This is a genomic window from Halorubrum sp. Atlit-26R (genome assembly GCF_003666015.1).
Taxonomy (GTDB): domain Archaea; phylum Halobacteriota; class Halobacteria; order Halobacteriales; family Haloferacaceae; genus Halorubrum.
Genome location: NZ_QPLT01000002.1, coordinates 124,817 through 141,122 on the forward strand (window position 1 = coordinate 124,817; position 16,306 = coordinate 141,122).

The 16,306-nt window shown below is 71.3% G+C and carries 16 protein-coding genes; 9 read left to right on the forward strand and 7 right to left on the reverse strand.

The window, feature by feature from the left end:
- Nucleotides 1-140: 140 nt before the first annotated feature.
- Nucleotides 141-392, forward strand: a complete 252-nt coding sequence (gene purS, locus DVK07_RS03055) for a phosphoribosylformylglycinamidine synthase subunit PurS (protein WP_008442483.1) — start codon at nt 141-143, stop codon at nt 390-392.
- Nucleotides 393-438: 46 nt separating this feature from the next.
- Nucleotides 439-1,116, forward strand: a complete 678-nt coding sequence (purQ, locus tag DVK07_RS03060) for a phosphoribosylformylglycinamidine synthase I (RefSeq protein WP_121595917.1) — start codon at nt 439-441, stop codon at nt 1,114-1,116.
- A gap of 26 nt (nt 1,117-1,142) precedes the next feature.
- Here purQ and DVK07_RS03065 read toward each other — a convergent pair whose 3' ends face one another.
- Nucleotides 1,143-1,511: an SHOCT domain-containing protein gene (locus DVK07_RS03065; RefSeq protein ID WP_121595684.1), complete on the reverse strand. Its 369-nt coding sequence runs from the start codon at nt 1,509-1,511 to the stop codon at nt 1,143-1,145.
- Between the two features lie 157 nt (nt 1,512-1,668).
- Here DVK07_RS03065 and DVK07_RS03070 point away from each other — a divergent pair, with 157 nt between their 5' ends.
- Nucleotides 1,669-2,061 carry a VOC family protein gene (locus tag DVK07_RS03070; RefSeq protein WP_121595685.1) on the forward strand — a complete coding sequence of 131 codons (393 nt, stop codon included), beginning with the start codon at nt 1,669-1,671 and terminating at the stop codon, nt 2,059-2,061.
- Nucleotides 2,062-2,172: 111 nt separating this feature from the next.
- The gene (ilvD, locus tag DVK07_RS03075) at nt 2,173-3,960 is read left to right on the forward strand and encodes a dihydroxy-acid dehydratase (RefSeq protein ID WP_121595686.1); all 1,788 of its coding nucleotides are present in this window, start codon (nt 2,173-2,175) and stop codon (nt 3,958-3,960) included.
- A gap of 51 nt (nt 3,961-4,011) precedes the next feature.
- On the opposite strand, the gene DVK07_RS03080 is transcribed toward ilvD, so the two are convergent.
- From DVK07_RS03080 to DVK07_RS03090, 3 genes are all read right to left on the reverse strand, one after another.
- Nucleotides 4,012-4,440 carry a universal stress protein gene (locus DVK07_RS03080; RefSeq protein ID WP_121595687.1) on the reverse strand — a complete coding sequence of 143 codons (429 nt, stop codon included), beginning with the start codon at nt 4,438-4,440 and terminating at the stop codon, nt 4,012-4,014.
- 38 nt (nt 4,441-4,478) lie between these two features.
- Nucleotides 4,479-5,657, reverse strand: a complete 1,179-nt coding sequence (locus tag DVK07_RS03085) for an inorganic phosphate transporter (protein ID WP_121595688.1) — start codon at nt 5,655-5,657, stop codon at nt 4,479-4,481.
- A 154-nt stretch (nt 5,658-5,811) separates the two neighbouring features.
- Nucleotides 5,812-6,063, reverse strand: a complete 252-nt coding sequence (locus DVK07_RS03090) for a hypothetical protein (RefSeq protein WP_121595689.1) — start codon at nt 6,061-6,063, stop codon at nt 5,812-5,814.
- A 174-nt stretch (nt 6,064-6,237) separates the two neighbouring features.
- Between DVK07_RS03090 and DVK07_RS03095 the strand changes: the two genes are divergently transcribed.
- Complete coding sequence (locus tag DVK07_RS03095) at nt 6,238-6,828, forward strand: NYN domain-containing protein (protein WP_121595690.1); 591 nt, start codon at nt 6,238-6,240, stop codon at nt 6,826-6,828.
- Nucleotides 6,829-7,297: 469 nt separating this feature from the next.
- On the opposite strand, the gene DVK07_RS03100 is transcribed toward DVK07_RS03095, so the two are convergent.
- Nucleotides 7,298-7,960 carry a S26 family signal peptidase gene (locus DVK07_RS03100; RefSeq protein WP_121595691.1) on the reverse strand — a complete coding sequence of 221 codons (663 nt, stop codon included), beginning with the start codon at nt 7,958-7,960 and terminating at the stop codon, nt 7,298-7,300.
- Nucleotides 7,961-8,101: 141 nt separating this feature from the next.
- Here DVK07_RS03100 and DVK07_RS03105 point away from each other — a divergent pair, with 141 nt between their 5' ends.
- Nucleotides 8,102-9,286 carry a glycine cleavage system aminomethyltransferase GcvT gene (locus tag DVK07_RS03105; protein WP_121595692.1) on the forward strand — a complete coding sequence of 395 codons (1,185 nt, stop codon included), beginning with the start codon at nt 8,102-8,104 and terminating at the stop codon, nt 9,284-9,286.
- A gap of 55 nt (nt 9,287-9,341) precedes the next feature.
- Nucleotides 9,342-11,120, forward strand: coding sequence for a formate--tetrahydrofolate ligase (locus DVK07_RS03110; RefSeq protein ID WP_121595693.1), 1,779 nt, complete (start codon nt 9,342-9,344; stop codon nt 11,118-11,120).
- 56 nt (nt 11,121-11,176) lie between these two features.
- Here the strand turns inward: DVK07_RS03110 and moaC are convergent, their stop codons facing one another.
- Nucleotides 11,177-11,719, reverse strand: coding sequence for a cyclic pyranopterin monophosphate synthase MoaC (moaC, locus tag DVK07_RS03115; RefSeq protein ID WP_121595694.1), 543 nt, complete (start codon nt 11,717-11,719; stop codon nt 11,177-11,179).
- A complete protein-coding gene (locus DVK07_RS03120) occupies nt 11,712-13,169 on the reverse strand; it encodes an NAD(P)H-hydrate dehydratase (protein ID WP_121595695.1) in 1,458 nt (485 codons plus the stop codon). The genes moaC and DVK07_RS03120 overlap by 8 nt, the downstream gene beginning before the upstream one ends.
- Nucleotides 13,170-13,444: 275 nt before the next feature.
- On the opposite strand from DVK07_RS03120, the gene DVK07_RS03125 reads away from it, so the two are divergent.
- Both DVK07_RS03125 and DVK07_RS03130 read left to right on the forward strand, forming a co-directional pair.
- Nucleotides 13,445-14,509, forward strand: coding sequence for a glycosyltransferase (locus DVK07_RS03125; protein ID WP_121595696.1), 1,065 nt, complete (start codon nt 13,445-13,447; stop codon nt 14,507-14,509).
- Complete coding sequence (locus DVK07_RS03130; protein WP_121595697.1) at nt 14,510-16,252, forward strand: DUF2070 family protein; 1,743 nt, start codon at nt 14,510-14,512, stop codon at nt 16,250-16,252. It begins immediately after the preceding gene.
- Nucleotides 16,253-16,306 lie beyond the last annotated feature (54 nt).

Genomic DNA, 16,306 nt, shown 5'->3' on the forward strand with positions numbered 1-16,306 from the left:
GCCCCCAACAGCCGGAGGGGTTTGCCCCTTTCGTTCCGCGCGGTCCCTGCCTCCCGCACGAACGACCGATCTGTATCCACGAACGTGCCTATAAACGGCGTTCCAAAACGGTTTTTACACACGACTCCGCACCAACGGGTATGACCGCGTACACGGCGACGGTGACGGTCCGGCTGAAGCGGGGCGTCCTCGACCCGGAGGCCGAGACGACCCAGCAGGCCCTCGAACGGCTCGGGTTCGAGCTGTCCGACCTCCGCTCGGCGGACCGCTTCGAGGTCGACCTCGACGCCGCCGACGCCGACGAGGCGGCCGCCCGCGCCGACGAGATGGCCGAGCGGCTGCTCGCGAACCCCACGATCCACGACTACGACGTGGCGGTCGCGGAGCGATGACGGTCGTCGATTCGGCCGTTGCGGCCGCCCGCGCGAGGTGGGCGGCGTGACGGTCGCCGTCGTCCAGTTCGGCGGCTCGAACTGCGACCGCGACGCCGTCCGCGCGCTCGATCACCTCGGCGTCGACGCCGAGCGCGTCTGGCACGAGGACGGGCTCCCGGCCGACCCCGACGGGATCGTCCTCCCCGGCGGGTTCTCCTACGGCGACTACCTCCGCGCCGGCGCGATGGCCGCGCGCGCGCCGGTCATGGAGGAGGTTCGCGCCGCGGCCGACGACGGCGTCCCCGTGATCGGCATCTGTAACGGCGCGCAGATCGGATCGGAGTCCGGGCTCACGCCCGGCACGTTCACCACGAACGCCTCCGCGCGCTTCCAGTGCGAGCCGGTCCACCTGCGCGTCGAGCGCGCGGACACGCCGTGGACCGCCGCCTACGACGAGGGCGACGTGATCGAGGTCCCCATCGCCCACGGCGAGGGGCGCTTCGAGATCGGCGAGGACGCCCACGCCGACCTCGTCGCCGACGACCGCGTCCTCTTCCGCTACTGCGACGCCGACGGGAACGTCACCGACGCCGCCAACCCCAACGGCTCGACCGACAACGTCGCGGGCGTCCTCGGCGAGCGCGAGACGGTCGCGGTGCTGATGCCCCACCCCGAGCGCGCCACGCTCCCGGACCTCGGCCGAAGCGTCGACGGCGCGGGGATCCTCGAAGCGTTCGCCTGAGTCGACTCCCTCGGATTCGCGCCGGCTTATCGAACTCGGGCGGCCGCTTCGGTCGGTTCCGACTCCGCCGTCCCCGTATCCGTCCCGCCCGTCTCCTCGCGCTCCAGTTCGCGCTCCAGCGCTCGCTCGAACTCCGCCTCCGTGAGTTCGTCCGCCGCGTATCGCCGCTGGAGGCGCTCGACCGGCGTCTCGTCCGGCTCGCTCGCGTCCGAGCCGTCGTCGGCCTCGCTCGCGAGGAGTTTGATCCCGACGAGGCCCACGGCGAGCAGCGCCGCGACGGTGAGCAGCGCGAGGAGCGGAACGGCGAACATCCAGCCGCCCATCCCGCCCGCCATTCCCGAACCGGCCATACCGCCCATCAGCGGCGTGACGGCGGCAGTGTCGAGAACGATCATGTGTGGTACTTACATTTCCGCCGATAAGTACTCCCCGGGCGTTCGCAGATCGCGAAACTGCGCCCCGGCGTCGCGGGCGGAAGCGCCGGCGACGCTCGGAAACGCCAGTCGTGCCGCCCCCGGACGACTTTTGCGCCCGGCCGCCGAACCGGATCCCATGCGAGCGCGACACATCGACCACGTCAACCTCCGGATCCCAGAGGACGGCGACGACGACGCCCGCGAGTTCTACGGCGAGACGCTCGGCTTCGGCATCGAGGACGCGCTGTACGCGGCCGACGAGAAGCCGTTCTTCGACGTGCGGCTCTCGGCGACCGCCGTGATCCACCTGTGGCCGACCGACGGGTTCGAGCGGCCGACGAAGACGAACTACGACCACGTCGCGGTCGTCGTCGAGGAGTCGGTCGAGGAGATCGAAGCCGAACTCGAAGAGGCCGGCGTCGAGGTCGAGAAGACGCTCGACTCGCCGCTCGGCGCGACCGGAGAGGCGGGCGCGGTGTACGTCAGGGACCCGTTCGGGTATCGGGTGGAGCTGAAGGCGCGGGTCTGAGCAGGTCGCGTCGGGCGTCCGGCCGTCTTCGAGGAGCCGAACCCGTTCGCCCCGCCGAGCAACCATCGCCCCGACGCGGCCGTTTAAGACCCCCGAGCGACAGGGTCGAATATGAGCGAACAGCAGCCGAAATCCGACGACGACGAGCGGCGTCGTCGCCGGGAGGACACGGACCGATTCGCCGGCGGGAAAGACGAGGAACTGCGGAGCCGCGAGGTGACCGAGGGACCGGACAAGGCCCCGCACCGCGCGATGTTCCGCGCGATGGGGTTCGACGACGAGGACCTCTCCTCCCCCATCATCGGCGTGCCGAACCCCGCGGCCGACATCACGCCGTGTAACGTCCACCTCGACGACGTGGCCGACGCCGCGCTCGACGGGATCGACGCCGCCGGCGGGATGCCGATCGAGTTCGGGACGATCACCATTAGCGACGCCATCTCGATGGGGACGGAGGGGATGAAGGCGAGCCTCATCTCGCGGGAGGTCATCGCCGACTCCGTCGAACTGGTCTCCTTCGGCGAGCGGATGGACGCCTTGGTGACGGTCGCGGGCTGCGACAAGAACCTCCCCGGGATGATGATGGCCGCGATCCGGACGGACCTGCCGAGCGTCTTCCTCTACGGCGGCTCGATCATGCCCGGGCAACACGACGGGCGCGACGTGACGATCGTCCAGGTGTTCGAGGGCGTCGGGACGTACGCGCAGGGCGACATGGACGCCGACGAGCTCGACGACTTGGAGCGTAACGCCTGCCCCGGCGCGGGCTCCTGCGGCGGGATGTTCACGGCGAACACGATGGCGTCGCTCTCGGAGGCGCTCGGGTTAGCGCCGCTCGGCTCGGCCTCGCCGCCCGCCGAGGACGAGGAACGCTACGCGGTCGCCGAGCGCGCGGGCGAGCTGGCGATGGACTGCATCGAGAACGACCGCCGGCCCTCCGACATCCTCTCGCGCGAGTCGTTCGAGAACGCGATCGCGGTCCAGACCGCGATGGGCGGCTCGACGAACGCCGTCCTCCACCTGCTCGCGCTCGCGGGCGAGGCGGACGTCGACCTCTCGATCGAGGACTTCGACGAGATCTCGCGCCGCACGCCGAAGATCGCGGACCTTCAGCCCGGCGGGAGCCGCGTGATGAACGACCTCCACGAGGTCGGCGGCGTGCCGGTCGTCCTCCGCCGGCTGCTGGAGGCCGACCTGCTCCACGGCGACGCGATGACGGTGACGGGCCGGACGCTCGCCGAGGAGATCGCGGAGCTCGAGGAGCGCGGCGAGCTTCCGGACGAGTCGGCGATCGAGGCCGACTTCCTCTATACCGTCGACGACCCGAAGGAGGAGGAGGGCGCCATCAAGATCCTCGACGGCAACCTCGCGCCGGACGGCTCGGTGCTGAAGGTGACCGGCGACGACGAGTTCTACCACGAGGGCCCCGCCCGCGTGTTCGAGAACGAGGAGGCGGCGATGGAGTACGTCCAGTCGGGCGGGATCGAGTCCGGCGACGTGATCGTCATCCGCAACGAGGGCCCGCGCGGCGGTCCCGGGATGCGCGAGATGCTCGGCGTCACCGCCGCGGTCGTCGGCGCGGGCCACGAGGACGACGTGGCGCTGCTCACCGACGGCCGCTTCTCGGGCGCCACCCGCGGCCCGATGATCGGCCACGTCGCGCCCGAGGCCGCGGTCGGCGGCCCGATCGGGCTCGTCGAGGACGGCGACCACGTCACCGTCGACATCCCCGAACGCGACCTGACGGTGGACCTCTCCGACGAGGAACTGGAGGCGCGCCGCGAGGCGTGGGAGGCTCCCGAACCGCCCTACGAGGGCGGCATCCTCGCGAAGTACGGCCGCGACTTCGCCTCCGCCGCGGACGGTGCGGTGACGAACCCGCGGCTCACGCGGGACTGAGGTCGGGCTCACGCGCGGTCGTCGACCGCGCGGGCCGACCGGTGGGCGCCGTCAGCGGACGAGCACGACCGGCACGGGAGCGCGCTTCGAGACGGTTTCGGCCACGTTTCCGACGAGGAAGCGGCGCGTCGCGCGACCCCGGTCGGCCCCGTGCGCGCCGATCACGACCGTGTCGTACTTCGCTGCCCGGTCGACGATGTTCCGCGCGGGATGCCCCACGCCGACGACCGTCTCGACCTCGCGGTCGTGGTCGCTCGCCAGTTCGCGGGCACGCTCGAAGACGCTCTCCGCGCGCTCCTCGGCCGCCGCCTCGAAGTCGTCCGCGAGCGCGAGCGACGCGGCCTCGCCCATCATCATCGACGGCGCGCCGACGACGTGGAGCACGGTGACGTCGGCGTCGGGGTAGTTCTCCAGCGCGTACGCGAGGGCCTGCTCGGCGTGGTCCGAGTCGTCCATCGGCACGAGGATGCGGTCGATCATACGGGACCTGACGCCGCGCACCCACCTAACTGCTGTCGTCAGGCGACGCCCGGGACGAGGACGAAGAACGCGTACGCCAGCGCGGTCGACACCGACGGGCCGATTATCCACATCGAGACGTACTTCAACACCGCTCGGGGGTTGAAGAGGTCTCCAGCGTTCAACACGGCCTCCGGCTCCGCCTCGCCGATGGGGGCCGACCGCCGCTCCGCGTCCTCGGAGACGGTGATCGCGCCGGTGACGATCTCGTTTTCGCCGGTGTCGCGGGTGACGGCCTGCCGGACGGTGACCGGTCGCGTCGCGCGCCCCCAGCCGAGGCCGACGATCGTCATCACGGTGCCCATGACGAGGCTGATCGGGATCCCGATCCACGAGAGGACGGTCGTGATCGTCGAGGCCGTCGTCATCACGAACAGGGCGGCGAGCAGCGGGATGTCGCTCAGTTCCCCGCCGACGGACTCCATCGTGCGGCGCGCTATCGTGAAGCCGCCGAGGCCGATCGCGAGCGTGGCGATCCCGATCGCGGTGTCGTCCGGGAGGCCGCTGACCCCGCTGACCAGCGGCGCGGCGGCGTTCGGGACGTTGCTCGCCCCGGCGCTGAACGCCATGTAACAGCCGATGACGAGGACGACAACCGTGCTGATCAGCTCCGACCGCGTCGTGTTCGGGCCGAGCGCGGGGCGCGGCACGCCGCCGTCGCGGTCGAGTCGGAGCAGCGGACCGGGCGACTTCTCGATCCGCACCCGCCGGTTCACCGCGGGGTAGACGTACCGGCCGATCACGACGCCGACCCAGAACCCGATGATCGGCGTCACGATCCACCACGAGACGATGCGCGTGATCGTGGCGTAGTTGAGCGTGTCGGTCGCCAGCCCGAGCCCGGCGATCGCGCCGACGGTCGTCATCGAGGTCGGCACCGGGACGCCGAAGACGTTCGCGATGAGGATCCCGAAGCCGATGAAGAAGAGCACGGCGACGCCCGCCGAAAGCGAGAGCTCGGTCGTGATGATCTCGCCGCTCAGCGTGTCCATCACGTTTCGGCCGACGGTCCAGCCGCCGAGGAAGACGAAGGCCGTCATCAGGCCCGCCGCGGTCGTCTTTTTCAGGATCCCGGCCCCGACGGGCGGCCCCCACGCGATGCCGGTCGACGAGCCGCCGATGTTGAAGCCGACGAACACGGAGGCGACGACTCCGACCGCGAGCAGCGTCTCGACCATCGCCTCGTGGTACCGTCATCGACGGCAAATACCTGTCGTCGACGGCGGGAATCGGACGCCGCTGCGGGTCGCAGCGAGGTCAGTAGATAGGCGGGAGTTCGATCGACGCGCGGGGTGAGCGACTCGCGCGGGGTCGGCGGAACCGGATCGCCGCCTACTGGCGGCCGCCGCCGTCGGTCTGTGCGGTCTTGACCGACTCGGCGCACCAGACGTTGCTCCGGCGGCCGGCGCGCGACAGCTCCATCTTCACGACCGAGCCCACCGGCAGGTCCGCGACGCGCTCGCGGGCGTCCTCGTCGGCGTACTCGACGACGTGGTACGTCTCGTTGCGCGGATGGGCACGTACCGTGGTACAATCGTGATCGTTCTGTGCGGAAATGACGGTGTACGCGTTCGATTGTGACATCTTATCCCGTTATTGCTGGACACCCTACTTCAAATCTCCGTATATTCACTACGGTCGTGACCGAAGTCGTAATATCGATATAAGGTATTGGAGTCCCGAAACGATCGGGCGGCGCCGCGACCCGCCGTTGAGCGGAATCACCATACCTATCTCCGGCGACGGCGAAGGCCGGCCATGGACCGAGGCGACGGGCCGGAGAGCGAGCCGAACGTGGATGGCGAGATCCGGCCGGAAGACGAGGTCGGACCGGACGACGCGACGGACGCGGACGGCGTCACGGACGTCGACGCCGGCGGCGTGGCGCTGTTCGTCGACGGCCCGAACGTGTTGCGCGAGGAGTTCGACGTCGACCTCGACGACGTGCGGCGGGCCGGCGAGGCGGAGGGCCCGCTGGTGACGACCCGGCTCTACCTCGACGAACACGCGACGCCGGGGCTGATCCAGGCCGCGGAGGCCCGCGGCTTCGAGGTCGTGATCACGAGCGGCGACGTGGACGTGAAGCTCGCGGTCGACGCCGCGCGGTTCGCGGCCGAGGGGCGGATGGAGGCGCTCGCGATCGCCTCGCGCGACACGGATTTCAAGCCGGTCGTCGAGACCGCGAACGGCTACGGGATCCGGACGCTCGCCATCGCGCCCGGCGAGTTCGGGCGCTCGGACGCGCTCCGGAACGCCGCCAACGGCTCCGTGACACTCGACGGCGATACGAAGAGCGAGTCCGCGAGCGACGGGGACGAGCAGAGCGCCGAAACGTCTTCGACGCAGTAGCGCCGGGAGTCGAGTGCGATTCGATACATCGTAGATCGCCGACGACCGCCTCCAAAGCCCCAGCCGCTTACTTATAAATAGCTGCTGACGGATCGACGGCGAACACCTCCAAAGCCCCAGCCGGGAGGCGAGCGCACGCTCGCTGCGCTCCTCACTCGTTCGCTCTGCTCACTCGTTCCGGTGCTTACGTCGCCTGCGCTCGCCTCCCGGCTGCCCCTTTGAGTCCCGCCCCGCACAGCACCGCACCTCACACCTCCCCAGCCTCGTCGCTCCCTTCGGTCGCGACTCCCTCGCACGCGCTCTCGCCGGCGGCTGCGCCGCCGGCTGTCAGAGAGACCTTCGGTCTCTCTCTACTCGCGGCCGCCGATGGCGGCCGCTCGGAGGCGCGCGCCGACCGCACGGGTTTTATAAGCAATCGCTGCTGCCGTTACAGACTATTTATATATCGAATCACCGCTACTGGGCTGGCTCATCGCCGCCTCTTCCGCCGAAACCGTGCCAGCAAGAGCGCGCCGACGCCCCCCGCGAGTCCCGCGCCGCCCACGAGGACGACGCCCGTCGCGACCCCGCCGTACCGCGCGGCCGCCGCGTCGATTCCCACCCGGACCCAGCCGAGGTTCGGCACCGCGAACAGCGCCTTCCCGGCGATCCACTCGTCGGGGACGACCGGCGCGATGCCCGCGCTCTGGTCGTACAGCTCGTTCGCGTCGCCGTACGTGACGTACCCGTCGTACGGCGCGGGACAGGTCGAAAGCTCCGCGCAGTCGCCGGAAAGCAGCGCCGGGTCGGCCCGCTCCGTCCAGTCCTCGCCGGCGTCGACGGGGAACGCCAGTCGGTGGAACACCGGTCTCCCCCCGGCGCCCGGAACGGTGTAGACGACCACGTCGCCCGGCTCACCGAGGCGCGTCGGTGCGTCCGGGTCGGCGGCGGTCGAGAGCTCCCCCCACGGCGCGCGGTCGGTATCCGTGATGACGACGAGGTCGCCGCGCTCGACGCCGGGCGCCATGCTGCCGCTCTCGACCGCGACGAACGGCGGCCACGTCCCGACGAGCGACCCGAGCAGGACCGCGATCAGGAGGACCGCGACCGCGGGCGCGACGAGGCCGGTGCGATCGGGGCGACGGCTGCTCACGCCCGATACGGGGACCGGCGACCGCTTGAGGCTGTCGGCCGAGTCGCTCCGGCGGAGTCGTCGACGACCGCCGGATCCGGCGTCGGGGCTCCCCTTCCCCGATGCCACAAAGGCTTAGGCGCGTCCGGGCGAGGTGCGAGTATGACCGATCGCCTCCCTCCGCTCCACGACGCTCACGACGCGCGCGGCGCCAAGTTCACCGACTTCGGCGGCTGGCAGATGCCGGTCGAGTTCGACTCGATCCGGACCGAACACGCCGCGGTCCGCGAGTCCGTCGGCGTCTTCGACGTCTCGCACATGGGCGAGATAGAGGTGGCCGGCCCGGACGCGACCGAGCTGATGAACCGGCTCACGACCAACGACGTACGCGCGCTCGACCCGGGCGACTCCCAGTACGCCGCGATCACGAACGAGGAGGGCGTGATGCTCGACGACACGGTCGTCTACCGGCTCCCCGACGGGACCCCGGCCGGCGAGGCGGCCGCCTCGCTCGCGCATCTGGAGGTCGCCCACGAGGGCGACCTCGACGCGCCGAGCGGCGACCCCGCGTACCTCTTCGTGCCGAACGCGGGCCACGACGAGCAGATGGAGGACCGCTGGACCGCGCACCGCGACGAGTGGGACCTCGACGCGACGGTCGCCAACGCCACCGACGACTGGGCGATGCTCGCGGTCCAGGGACCCGACGCGGCCGACGCGCTCGACGAGGCCACCCCCCGCGACCGCGTCGTCGACCTCTCGAAGTTCGAGGCGACGTCGGCGGCGGTGGCGGAGACTGAGAGCTGGGTCGCGCGCACCGGTTACACCGGCGAGGACGGCTTCGAGGTGATGTGCCCCGCCGGCGCCGCCGAGGCCGTCTGGACGGCGTTCGTCGACGCGCCGCGCGAGGCGCAGCCGTGCGGGCTCGGCGCGCGCGACACGCTCCGCACCGAGATGGGCTTTCTCCTGTCCGGGCAGGACTTCGACCCCGAGAACGAACCCAGAACGCCGTACGAGGCGCGGATCGGCTTCGTCGTGAAGCTCGACACGGAGTTCGTCGGCCGTGACGCCTTGGAGGCCCAGAAGGAGCAGGGCGTCGACGAGAAGTTCGTCGGCGTCCGCCTCCTTGAGCGCGGCGTGCCCCGCGGCGGCTACGCGGTCACCGACGGCGACCTCACCCGCGTCGGGAAGCTCACCTCCGGGACGATGAGCCCGACGCTCGACGAGCCGATCGGACTCGGGTACCTCCACGAGTCGTACGCCGACGCCGGCGCCGAGGTGAGCGTCGTCGTGCGCGGCGACGAGAAGCGCGCCGAGGTCGTGATCCCGCCGTTCCTCGATCGGTGAGGATCGTCACCAAGGACCGAGCAACGCTCATACGACCGGCCTGAGAAGCGCCGGTATGGCGCCAACAGATTCCGCGAGCGACGCGACCGGGACACCGGAGTCCGACCTCACCGTCGCGCAAGCGACCGATCCCCGCCCGATCGAGGACGTCGCGGCCGATCTGGGCCTCTCCCCCGACGACGTCGAGCGCCGCGGCGAGGGCGTCGCGAAGCTCACGCACGCGGCGGTGCGCGAGGCCGTCGGCGGCGCGGCGGACGCCGCAAACGGGACGAGCGCGGCCGGCGGACCGGCCGAGCGAGGCGGAACGGCCGGCTCCGACGGGACGACCGTCCTCGTGACCGGCATGTCGCCCACCCCGAAGGGGGAGGGGAAGACGGTCACGACCGTGGGGCTCGGTCAGGGGCTCGCCGAGCTTGGCGAGCGGACCGCGGTCGCCGTGCGCGAGCCGTCGCTCGGCCCCGTCTTCGGGATCAAGGGCGGCGCGGCCGGCGGCGGGTACTCGCAGGTGCTGCCGATGGAGGCGATCAACCTCCACTTCACCGGCGACATCCACGCGCTGACGGCGGCGCACAACCTCCTAGCGGCCGCGCTCGACAACCGCCTCCATCAGGGGAACGACGCGGAGATCGACGCGCGGCGGGTCCACTGGCCGCGCGCGCTCGACGTCAACGACCGCGCGCTCCGCGAGACGGTCGTCGGCCTCGGCGGCACGACCGGCGGCGTCCCCCGCGAGGACGAGTTCGTGATCACCGCCGCCTCGGAGCTGATGGCGGTCCTCGGGCTCGCGTCCGACTTAGAGGATTTAAAAGCGCGGATCGGTCGCATCGTCCTCGCCGTCGACGCCGACGGCGAGCCGGTGACGCCGGACGACCTGGGCGTGACCGGCGCCGCGGCCGCGCTGCTCCGCGACGCCTTCCGTCCGAACCTCGTCCAGACGGTCGAGGGCGTCCCGGCGTTCGTCCACGGCGGCCCCTTCGCGAACATCGCGCACGGGACGAACACGCTCGTCGCGGACCGGGTCGGGAGCGCGCTCGCCGACTACCTCGTCACCGAGGCGGGCTTCGGCGCCGACCTCGGCGCGGAGAAGTTCGGCAACATCGTCGCGCGAGAGGGGATGGTCCCCGACGTCGCGGTCGTGGTCGCCACCGTCCGCGGCGCGAAGCGGCACGGGCTGGAGATGTGGCCGACCGACTTCGACACGCTCGGTTCACCGGACCCGGACGCGGTCCGCGCCGGCGTCGACAACGTCGCGAAACACGTCTCGATCGCCGAGTCGTTCGGGATCCCAACGGTCGCCGCGATCAACGTGTTTGGCGACGACACGGAGGCGGAACTGGCGGCGCTGGAGGAGGCGATCGCGGACCGCGGGATCCCCGTCGCGCGCTCGACCGCCTACCGCGACGGCGGCGCGGGCGCGACCGACCTGGCCGAACTCGTCCGCGAGCGCGCCGGGACGGGCTCGTTCTCGCCCCTGTACGACGTCGACGCACCGATTCGAGAGAAGATCGAGACCGTCGCCCGAGAGGTGTACGGGGCCGCGGATGTCGAGTACGTCGACGGCGCGGCCGACGACGTCGAGCGCGTCGAGGGGTGGGGGTACGGCGACCTGCCCGTCTGCCTCTCGAAGACCCCGTACTCGCTGTCCGGGGACGCCGCGCGGACCGGGGTGCCGGAGGGGTGGACGCTGACGATCCGCGAAGTGACTCCCTCGGCGGGCGCCGGCTTCGTCGTCGCGAAGACCGCCGACGTGATGACGATGCCGGGGCTCCCCGCCGAGCCCGCGGCGGAGGACATCGACGTCGACGCCGACGGTGACGTGACCGGGCTGTTCTGAAGCGTCGACGCGCGCGGCGCCCGCAGGCTGACGGCGCTCGCGTCCCGTCGATCGGTCTACTCCCCGACCGATTCTTTCCGCTTCTCGACGACCTCGACGTCCGAAATTCGCGTGTCCGGGTACCCGCCGTCCGCGTCCTTCTCGGCGGCCTTCACCATGTCCCAGACGGTGTTGAGGCCGGTCGTGACGCCCTCTAACGCCTCCATCTCGCAGCCCGTCTTCCCGGTCGTCTCGACCGCGACCGTCAGCTCGATCCGGTCGTCGCCGACCGCGAACTCCGTGTCGACGTTCGTGATCGGGATCTGGTGACACATCGGGATCGTCTCCCAGGTGTGTTTCACGGCCTGAACCGCGCCGATCCGGGCGGTCGCGAGCACGTCCCCCTTCTCGACGGCGTCGGCCTCGACCGCGTCGATCGTCTCCGGGGTCAGCCGGATCGCACCGCGGGCGACCGCGCGGCGGCTGCTGTCGGGCTTCGCGCCGACGTCGACCATCTGGACGTCGCCCGCGTCGTCGGTGTGCGTCAGCGCGTCCGCGCCGGCGGGCTCCGCGCCCGCTCCGTCGGCCCCCCTGTCGGCGCTGCCTCCCTCTTCACTCATTACGCATCGCCTCCGGCAGCCGGTCGGGTAAGTCCGTCGCCACTAAGCCGGCGCCGTTCGCCGCCGCGGCGGCGTCGCCCGCGCGCCCGACGACGTACGCGCCGACCGCGGCCGCCCGGAACGAGTCGGTCACGGCCGCCAGCGCGCCGACCGTCCCCGCCAACACGTCCCCCGTCCCGCCGACGGTCATCCCGGGGTTGCCGGTGCGGTTCAGCCGCACGTCGTCGGCGTCGGCGACCACGTCGACCGCCCCCTTCACGAGCAGCGCGTGTCCGAGGTCGGCGGCGAACTCGCGGACCAGCTCGGCGCGCTCGTCCGGGTCGCCCGCCGTCTCGCCGCCCATGCCGACGAGCTCGCCCTGATGGGGCGTACAGATCAGGTCGGCGTCCGTGTCGACGTCGGGGACGACCCGAAGGGCGTCGGCGTCGACGACCGCGCGCCCCTCGTACCCCGTCAGGAACTCGCGGACGAACTCCTCGGTCCCGTCGCCGCCGCCGAGCCCCGGGCCGAGGACGACGACGTCGTTGTCGGCCGCGAGCGACGCGACACGGTCGGCGTGGGCGGGCCCGACGCGGTCGCCGGGCAGCGCGCGGACGATGAGGTTCGGCGAGAACCCCTGGACCGCGCCGGCGACGGACTCCGGGCACGCCACGCGAACGAGGTCGGCGCCGGCGCGAAGCGCGGCGAGCGCGGACAGCGTCGGCGCGCCGGTGTACGGTCCGCCGCCGACGACGAGCACCTCGCCGTTGTCGCCCTTGTGCGAGTCCGGGTCGCGGTCGAGCCCGAAGAGGTCGCCGGGGCCGGTGAACCGCTCCGCGGCGGCCGGGATCCCGATGTCCGCGACCGTGACGTCGGCGTCGAGCGCGGCCAGCCCCGGCTTCTCGTCGTGGAACGTCACCACGCGGTCGGCGTCGACGGCGGTGGACGCTGGTCCGCCCGTGGGATCGCCCGTGTCGGCGTCGATCCCGGAGGGCACGTCGACGGCGATCACCGTCGCCTCGCTCGCGTTGATCGCCTCTGCGGCGGTCCGCTCCGGTTCGCGAAGCCCGCCCGAGATCCCGGACCCGAGCATCGCGTCGACGACGACGTCCGGGCCGTCGCCGTCGGGAGCGCTGAGGGCGAACTCGCGAGAGTCGGTGACCGTCTCGGACGGGATTTCGGCGCTCGCCAGCGCGTTCCAGTTCTCCCGCGCGATGTCGGTGCGGATCGTCTCGGGGCGGCCGAGCAGGCTGACGGCCGCGTCGTACTCCTCGAGGAACCGCGCCGCGACGAAGGCGTCGCCGCCGTTGTTCCCCCGGCCGCAGACGAGCGCGACGGTCGCGCCCGGGTCCGCGACGGCGCGCACCTCCCGGGCGACCGCGTTGCCGGACGACTCCATCAGCTGCTTGCGGGGCACGCCGAGCGCGGCCGCGTTCGCGTCGACGGCCGCCATCCTGTCTGTCGTGATCATGGCTCCTCTTTCGTCCGCCCCGGGATTAAGCGGGCGGGGTCCGAACGCGGCCGTCGTCGCGGCCTCCGCGGCGCTTCCGGAAATGAAAATGTTGAAGCGGTCAGGTGGAGAACGTCGCGACCAACAGTGGTATCGGCAGCACTCGTCGTCGCAGACGGCCGCCGGCCGGACCGAGCCCCCGGCCGCGCCCCCGTTGCGACCGACACACCCCTCTCCGGCCGCGGGGGCGGCGCCCGCCCCGGCCGGACGCGACCCCTCCACGCACGACCGCGACCATGAACATCGGCTTCTTCACCGACAGCTACTTCCCCGGCATCGACGGGGTCACGTACACCATTCAGGCGTGGCGCGATCGGCTCGAAGCCCGAGGTCACGACGTGTACGTCGTCTACCCGGAGAGCAGTCACGAGCCCGACGATCACGAGATCCCCGTCCCCTCGCTGCCGAACCCCTTCTACCGGCAGTACCGCCTCCCGACCTACCGCCGCCTCTCGACGCTCCCCGACCTCGACGTCGTCCACTGTCACGGCCCGGCGTCGACCGGCCTGATGGGACTTCGGTACGCGAGGCGGTACGGCGCGACGTCGGTGTACACCCACCACACCCCCGTCGAGGACTACTTCGTTCAGGGGCTCAAGTCGGAGCGGCTCGCCTCCGCGGTCGGCCGGGCGTACGTCGCCTACGAGAACCGGTTCCTGAACGCGTTCGACTGCGTGACGGCCTCGACCTCGCGTATCCGCCGCGACGTGGAGCCGTACCGGCTCCCGGTCGGGATCGAGATGGACCGGTTCCGGCCGCGCGAGGGCGCCCGGGTGGCCGCGCTCGCGACCGACGGCGGCCCGGCCGCGGCCGACGCGCCGGTGGTCGGGTACAGCGGCCGGATGACCCGCAAGAAGAACGTCGACGAGACGCTCCGGCTCGCCGAGCGGCTGCCCGAGGTGCGGTTCGAACTCGTCGGCGAGGGCCCGGTCCGCGCGGAGCTCGAGGCGGACGCGCCCGCGAACGTCCGGTTCCACGACTTCCTGCCGCGGGAGGAGCTCCCCGACTTCTACGCCGCCCTCGACGTCTTCGTCACGGCGTCGACCTGCGACACGCTCGGGCTCTCGACGCTGGAGGCGAACGCCTGCGGCACCCCGGTGGCCGCCGCGGACGTCGCGCCGTTCGACGAGACGATCGGCCCCGAGAACGGGGCCCGCTTCGCGTTCGGCGACCTCGACGACATGGAGCGCGCGGTCCGCGACTGCCTCGACGGCGACAGGGACACCCGCGCGGCCGTCGAGCGGTTCTCTGTGGAACAGACGATAGACGAGCTCGAATCCATCTACGGGGTGACAGGGTAGATGGGCGCGGACAACGTCGACGCCTTCCAGCGGTTCATCTTCTCGGTTCCGCGGCTCCGGGTACAGGCTGCCGCGCTCGTCCTCCTCAGCGCCGTGTACGGAATCGCGACCGTCGCGGGGTTCTGGCTGTTCACGCCCTTCTCGCCGGACCCGTCTCGGATCGTGCCCGTCGCGGTCCTCATCTTCCTGATCCCGTTCGTCGTCGCCGCGGAGCTGTTCCCCCGCGTCCTCGACGGCTACCCGCGGCCGTGGAGCTACTTCCTCGCGCTCACCTCGCAGTTCGTCCTGTTCGTGTACGCGCTGGTGCTCTCCGGCGCGAACAACGTCGGGAACGCCTGGAGCATCATCTGGCTGAGCTTCATCACGCTGTACCTGGTCAACATCCTAGTGCTCGTCGTCTCGACGGGCATCGACCGCTCCGACCGGATCCTCCTCGTCTCGCTGGTCGAACCGGGACTGCTCATCGCGGCGTTCTACGCGCTGGGCGGCAGCGACCTCGGCTTCTCGACGTACCGCCACGTGTTCGCGTTCGCCTCGCTGCTCATCGCGGCCGGCTTCCTGGTCTTAGTCCTCCTCGTCGTCGACTACCTGATCAAGAGCAACACGGACGTCTCGGCGTTCGCGCTCACCTCCGGGCTCCTCCGGAACGACCGCGAGTCCCTCGACCTCGGCGTCGAGGCCCGCCCGGCCGTCGAGACGTTCGCCGTCGACAACGGGAGCCGGCTCACGGTCGCGGCCCCGTGGGTCCACCCCGGTCCGCTCGGCGGGTTCGGCGGCGGTCAGCTCAGCGGGAACCTGATCGACGCGCTGAACGACGGTCGGGAGGCCGATGGGAGCGAGCGAGCCGAGGCCCCCGCCGCGGCCGACGGCGGCACCGAGGCCGCCGCGGACGGCGACGCCGGCTTCTTCTTCCACGTCCCGTGTACGCACAAGGAGGACCTCTCGAACCCGGCGGACGCGGAGCGGATCCGCGACGCGGTCGCGGAGCCGGAGCGGACCGACCGCGCCTCGCGGCTGGTGACCGAATCGTACGGCGATCGGGAGGGGTACGCGGACGTGCGGTTCCACGGGCGTCGGGTCGGCGACAAGGAAGTGATCGTCCTCCACGGCGAGGGGATCGACGACTACGACACCGGCGTGTTCATGCGCGACGTCGACCACGACGACGTGCTGCTCATCGACCAGCACAGACACGACATCCAGAACGGGCCCGACGTGGAGATCCAGTACGGCTCCGCCGAGGCGGACCGCCTCAAGCGCGCGTTCGACGAGTTCCGCGAGCGCCTCGCGGACGCCGACCTCGCCGACGACTACGCCGCCGGCTTCTCTGTGACCCGGACCGGGCAGGACGCGCTGGCGATGGTCGAGCGCGTCGACGGGCAGGAGGTCCTCTGGGTCGGCGTCGACACGAACGGGCTCACCCCGGACGTGCGGGCGACCGCCGACGCGTACCGCGAGGAGTTCGACGCGGTGATCCCCTTCTCGACCGACACCCACGCGTCGATCCACGAGCTGGCGAACATGCGCGAGTCCGACACCGACGCCATCGAGCGCGCGGTCGACCGCGCCGTCGACGACGTGGCGCCCGCGACGGTCGGGTTCGAGAGCCGGCGGACGGAGCCGGTGAAGCTCCTGAAGAACGACTACAACGGGCTGGTGTTCAGCGTCAACATCCTCATCCGGCTGACGCTCATCTCGCTGGTGACGCTGTACGTGCTGCTCGTGTTGTGGCTGTTCTTCTAAGAGGAGGGCATCGCGGGCGGGGCCGCCCAAGCGAGCGGTCCCCGTCGTTTTTGT

Bases quoted from the DNA above. Each gene is read 5' to 3' on its own strand.
- purS (WP_008442483.1), top strand. From the start codon at position 141: ATGACCGCGTACACGGCGACGGTGACGGTCCGGCTGAAGCGGGGCGTC.
- DVK07_RS03065 (WP_121595684.1), bottom strand. From the start codon at position 1,511: ATGATCGTTCTCGACACTGCCGCCGTCACGCCGCTGATGGGCGGTATG.
- DVK07_RS03070 (WP_121595685.1), top strand. From the start codon at position 1,669: ATGCGAGCGCGACACATCGACCACGTCAACCTCCGGATCCCAGAGGAC.
- ilvD (WP_121595686.1), top strand. From the start codon at position 2,173: ATGAGCGAACAGCAGCCGAAATCCGACGACGACGAGCGGCGTCGTCGC.
- DVK07_RS03080 (WP_121595687.1), bottom strand. From the start codon at position 4,440: ATGATCGACCGCATCCTCGTGCCGATGGACGACTCGGACCACGCCGAG.
- DVK07_RS03085 (WP_121595688.1), bottom strand. From the start codon at position 5,657: ATGGTCGAGACGCTGCTCGCGGTCGGAGTCGTCGCCTCCGTGTTCGTC.
- DVK07_RS03090 (WP_121595689.1), bottom strand. From the start codon at position 6,063: ATGTCACAATCGAACGCGTACACCGTCATTTCCGCACAGAACGATCAC.
- DVK07_RS03095 (WP_121595690.1), top strand. From the start codon at position 6,238: ATGGACCGAGGCGACGGGCCGGAGAGCGAGCCGAACGTGGATGGCGAG.
- DVK07_RS03105 (WP_121595692.1), top strand. From the start codon at position 8,102: ATGACCGATCGCCTCCCTCCGCTCCACGACGCTCACGACGCGCGCGGC.
- DVK07_RS03110 (WP_121595693.1), top strand. From the start codon at position 9,342: ATGGCGCCAACAGATTCCGCGAGCGACGCGACCGGGACACCGGAGTCC.
- moaC (WP_121595694.1), bottom strand. From the start codon at position 11,719: ATGAGTGAAGAGGGAGGCAGCGCCGACAGGGGGGCCGACGGAGCGGGC.
- DVK07_RS03120 (WP_121595695.1), bottom strand. From the start codon at position 13,169: ATGATCACGACAGACAGGATGGCGGCCGTCGACGCGAACGCGGCCGCG.
- DVK07_RS03125 (WP_121595696.1), top strand. From the start codon at position 13,445: ATGAACATCGGCTTCTTCACCGACAGCTACTTCCCCGGCATCGACGGG.
- DVK07_RS03130 (WP_121595697.1), top strand. From the start codon at position 14,510: ATGGGCGCGGACAACGTCGACGCCTTCCAGCGGTTCATCTTCTCGGTT.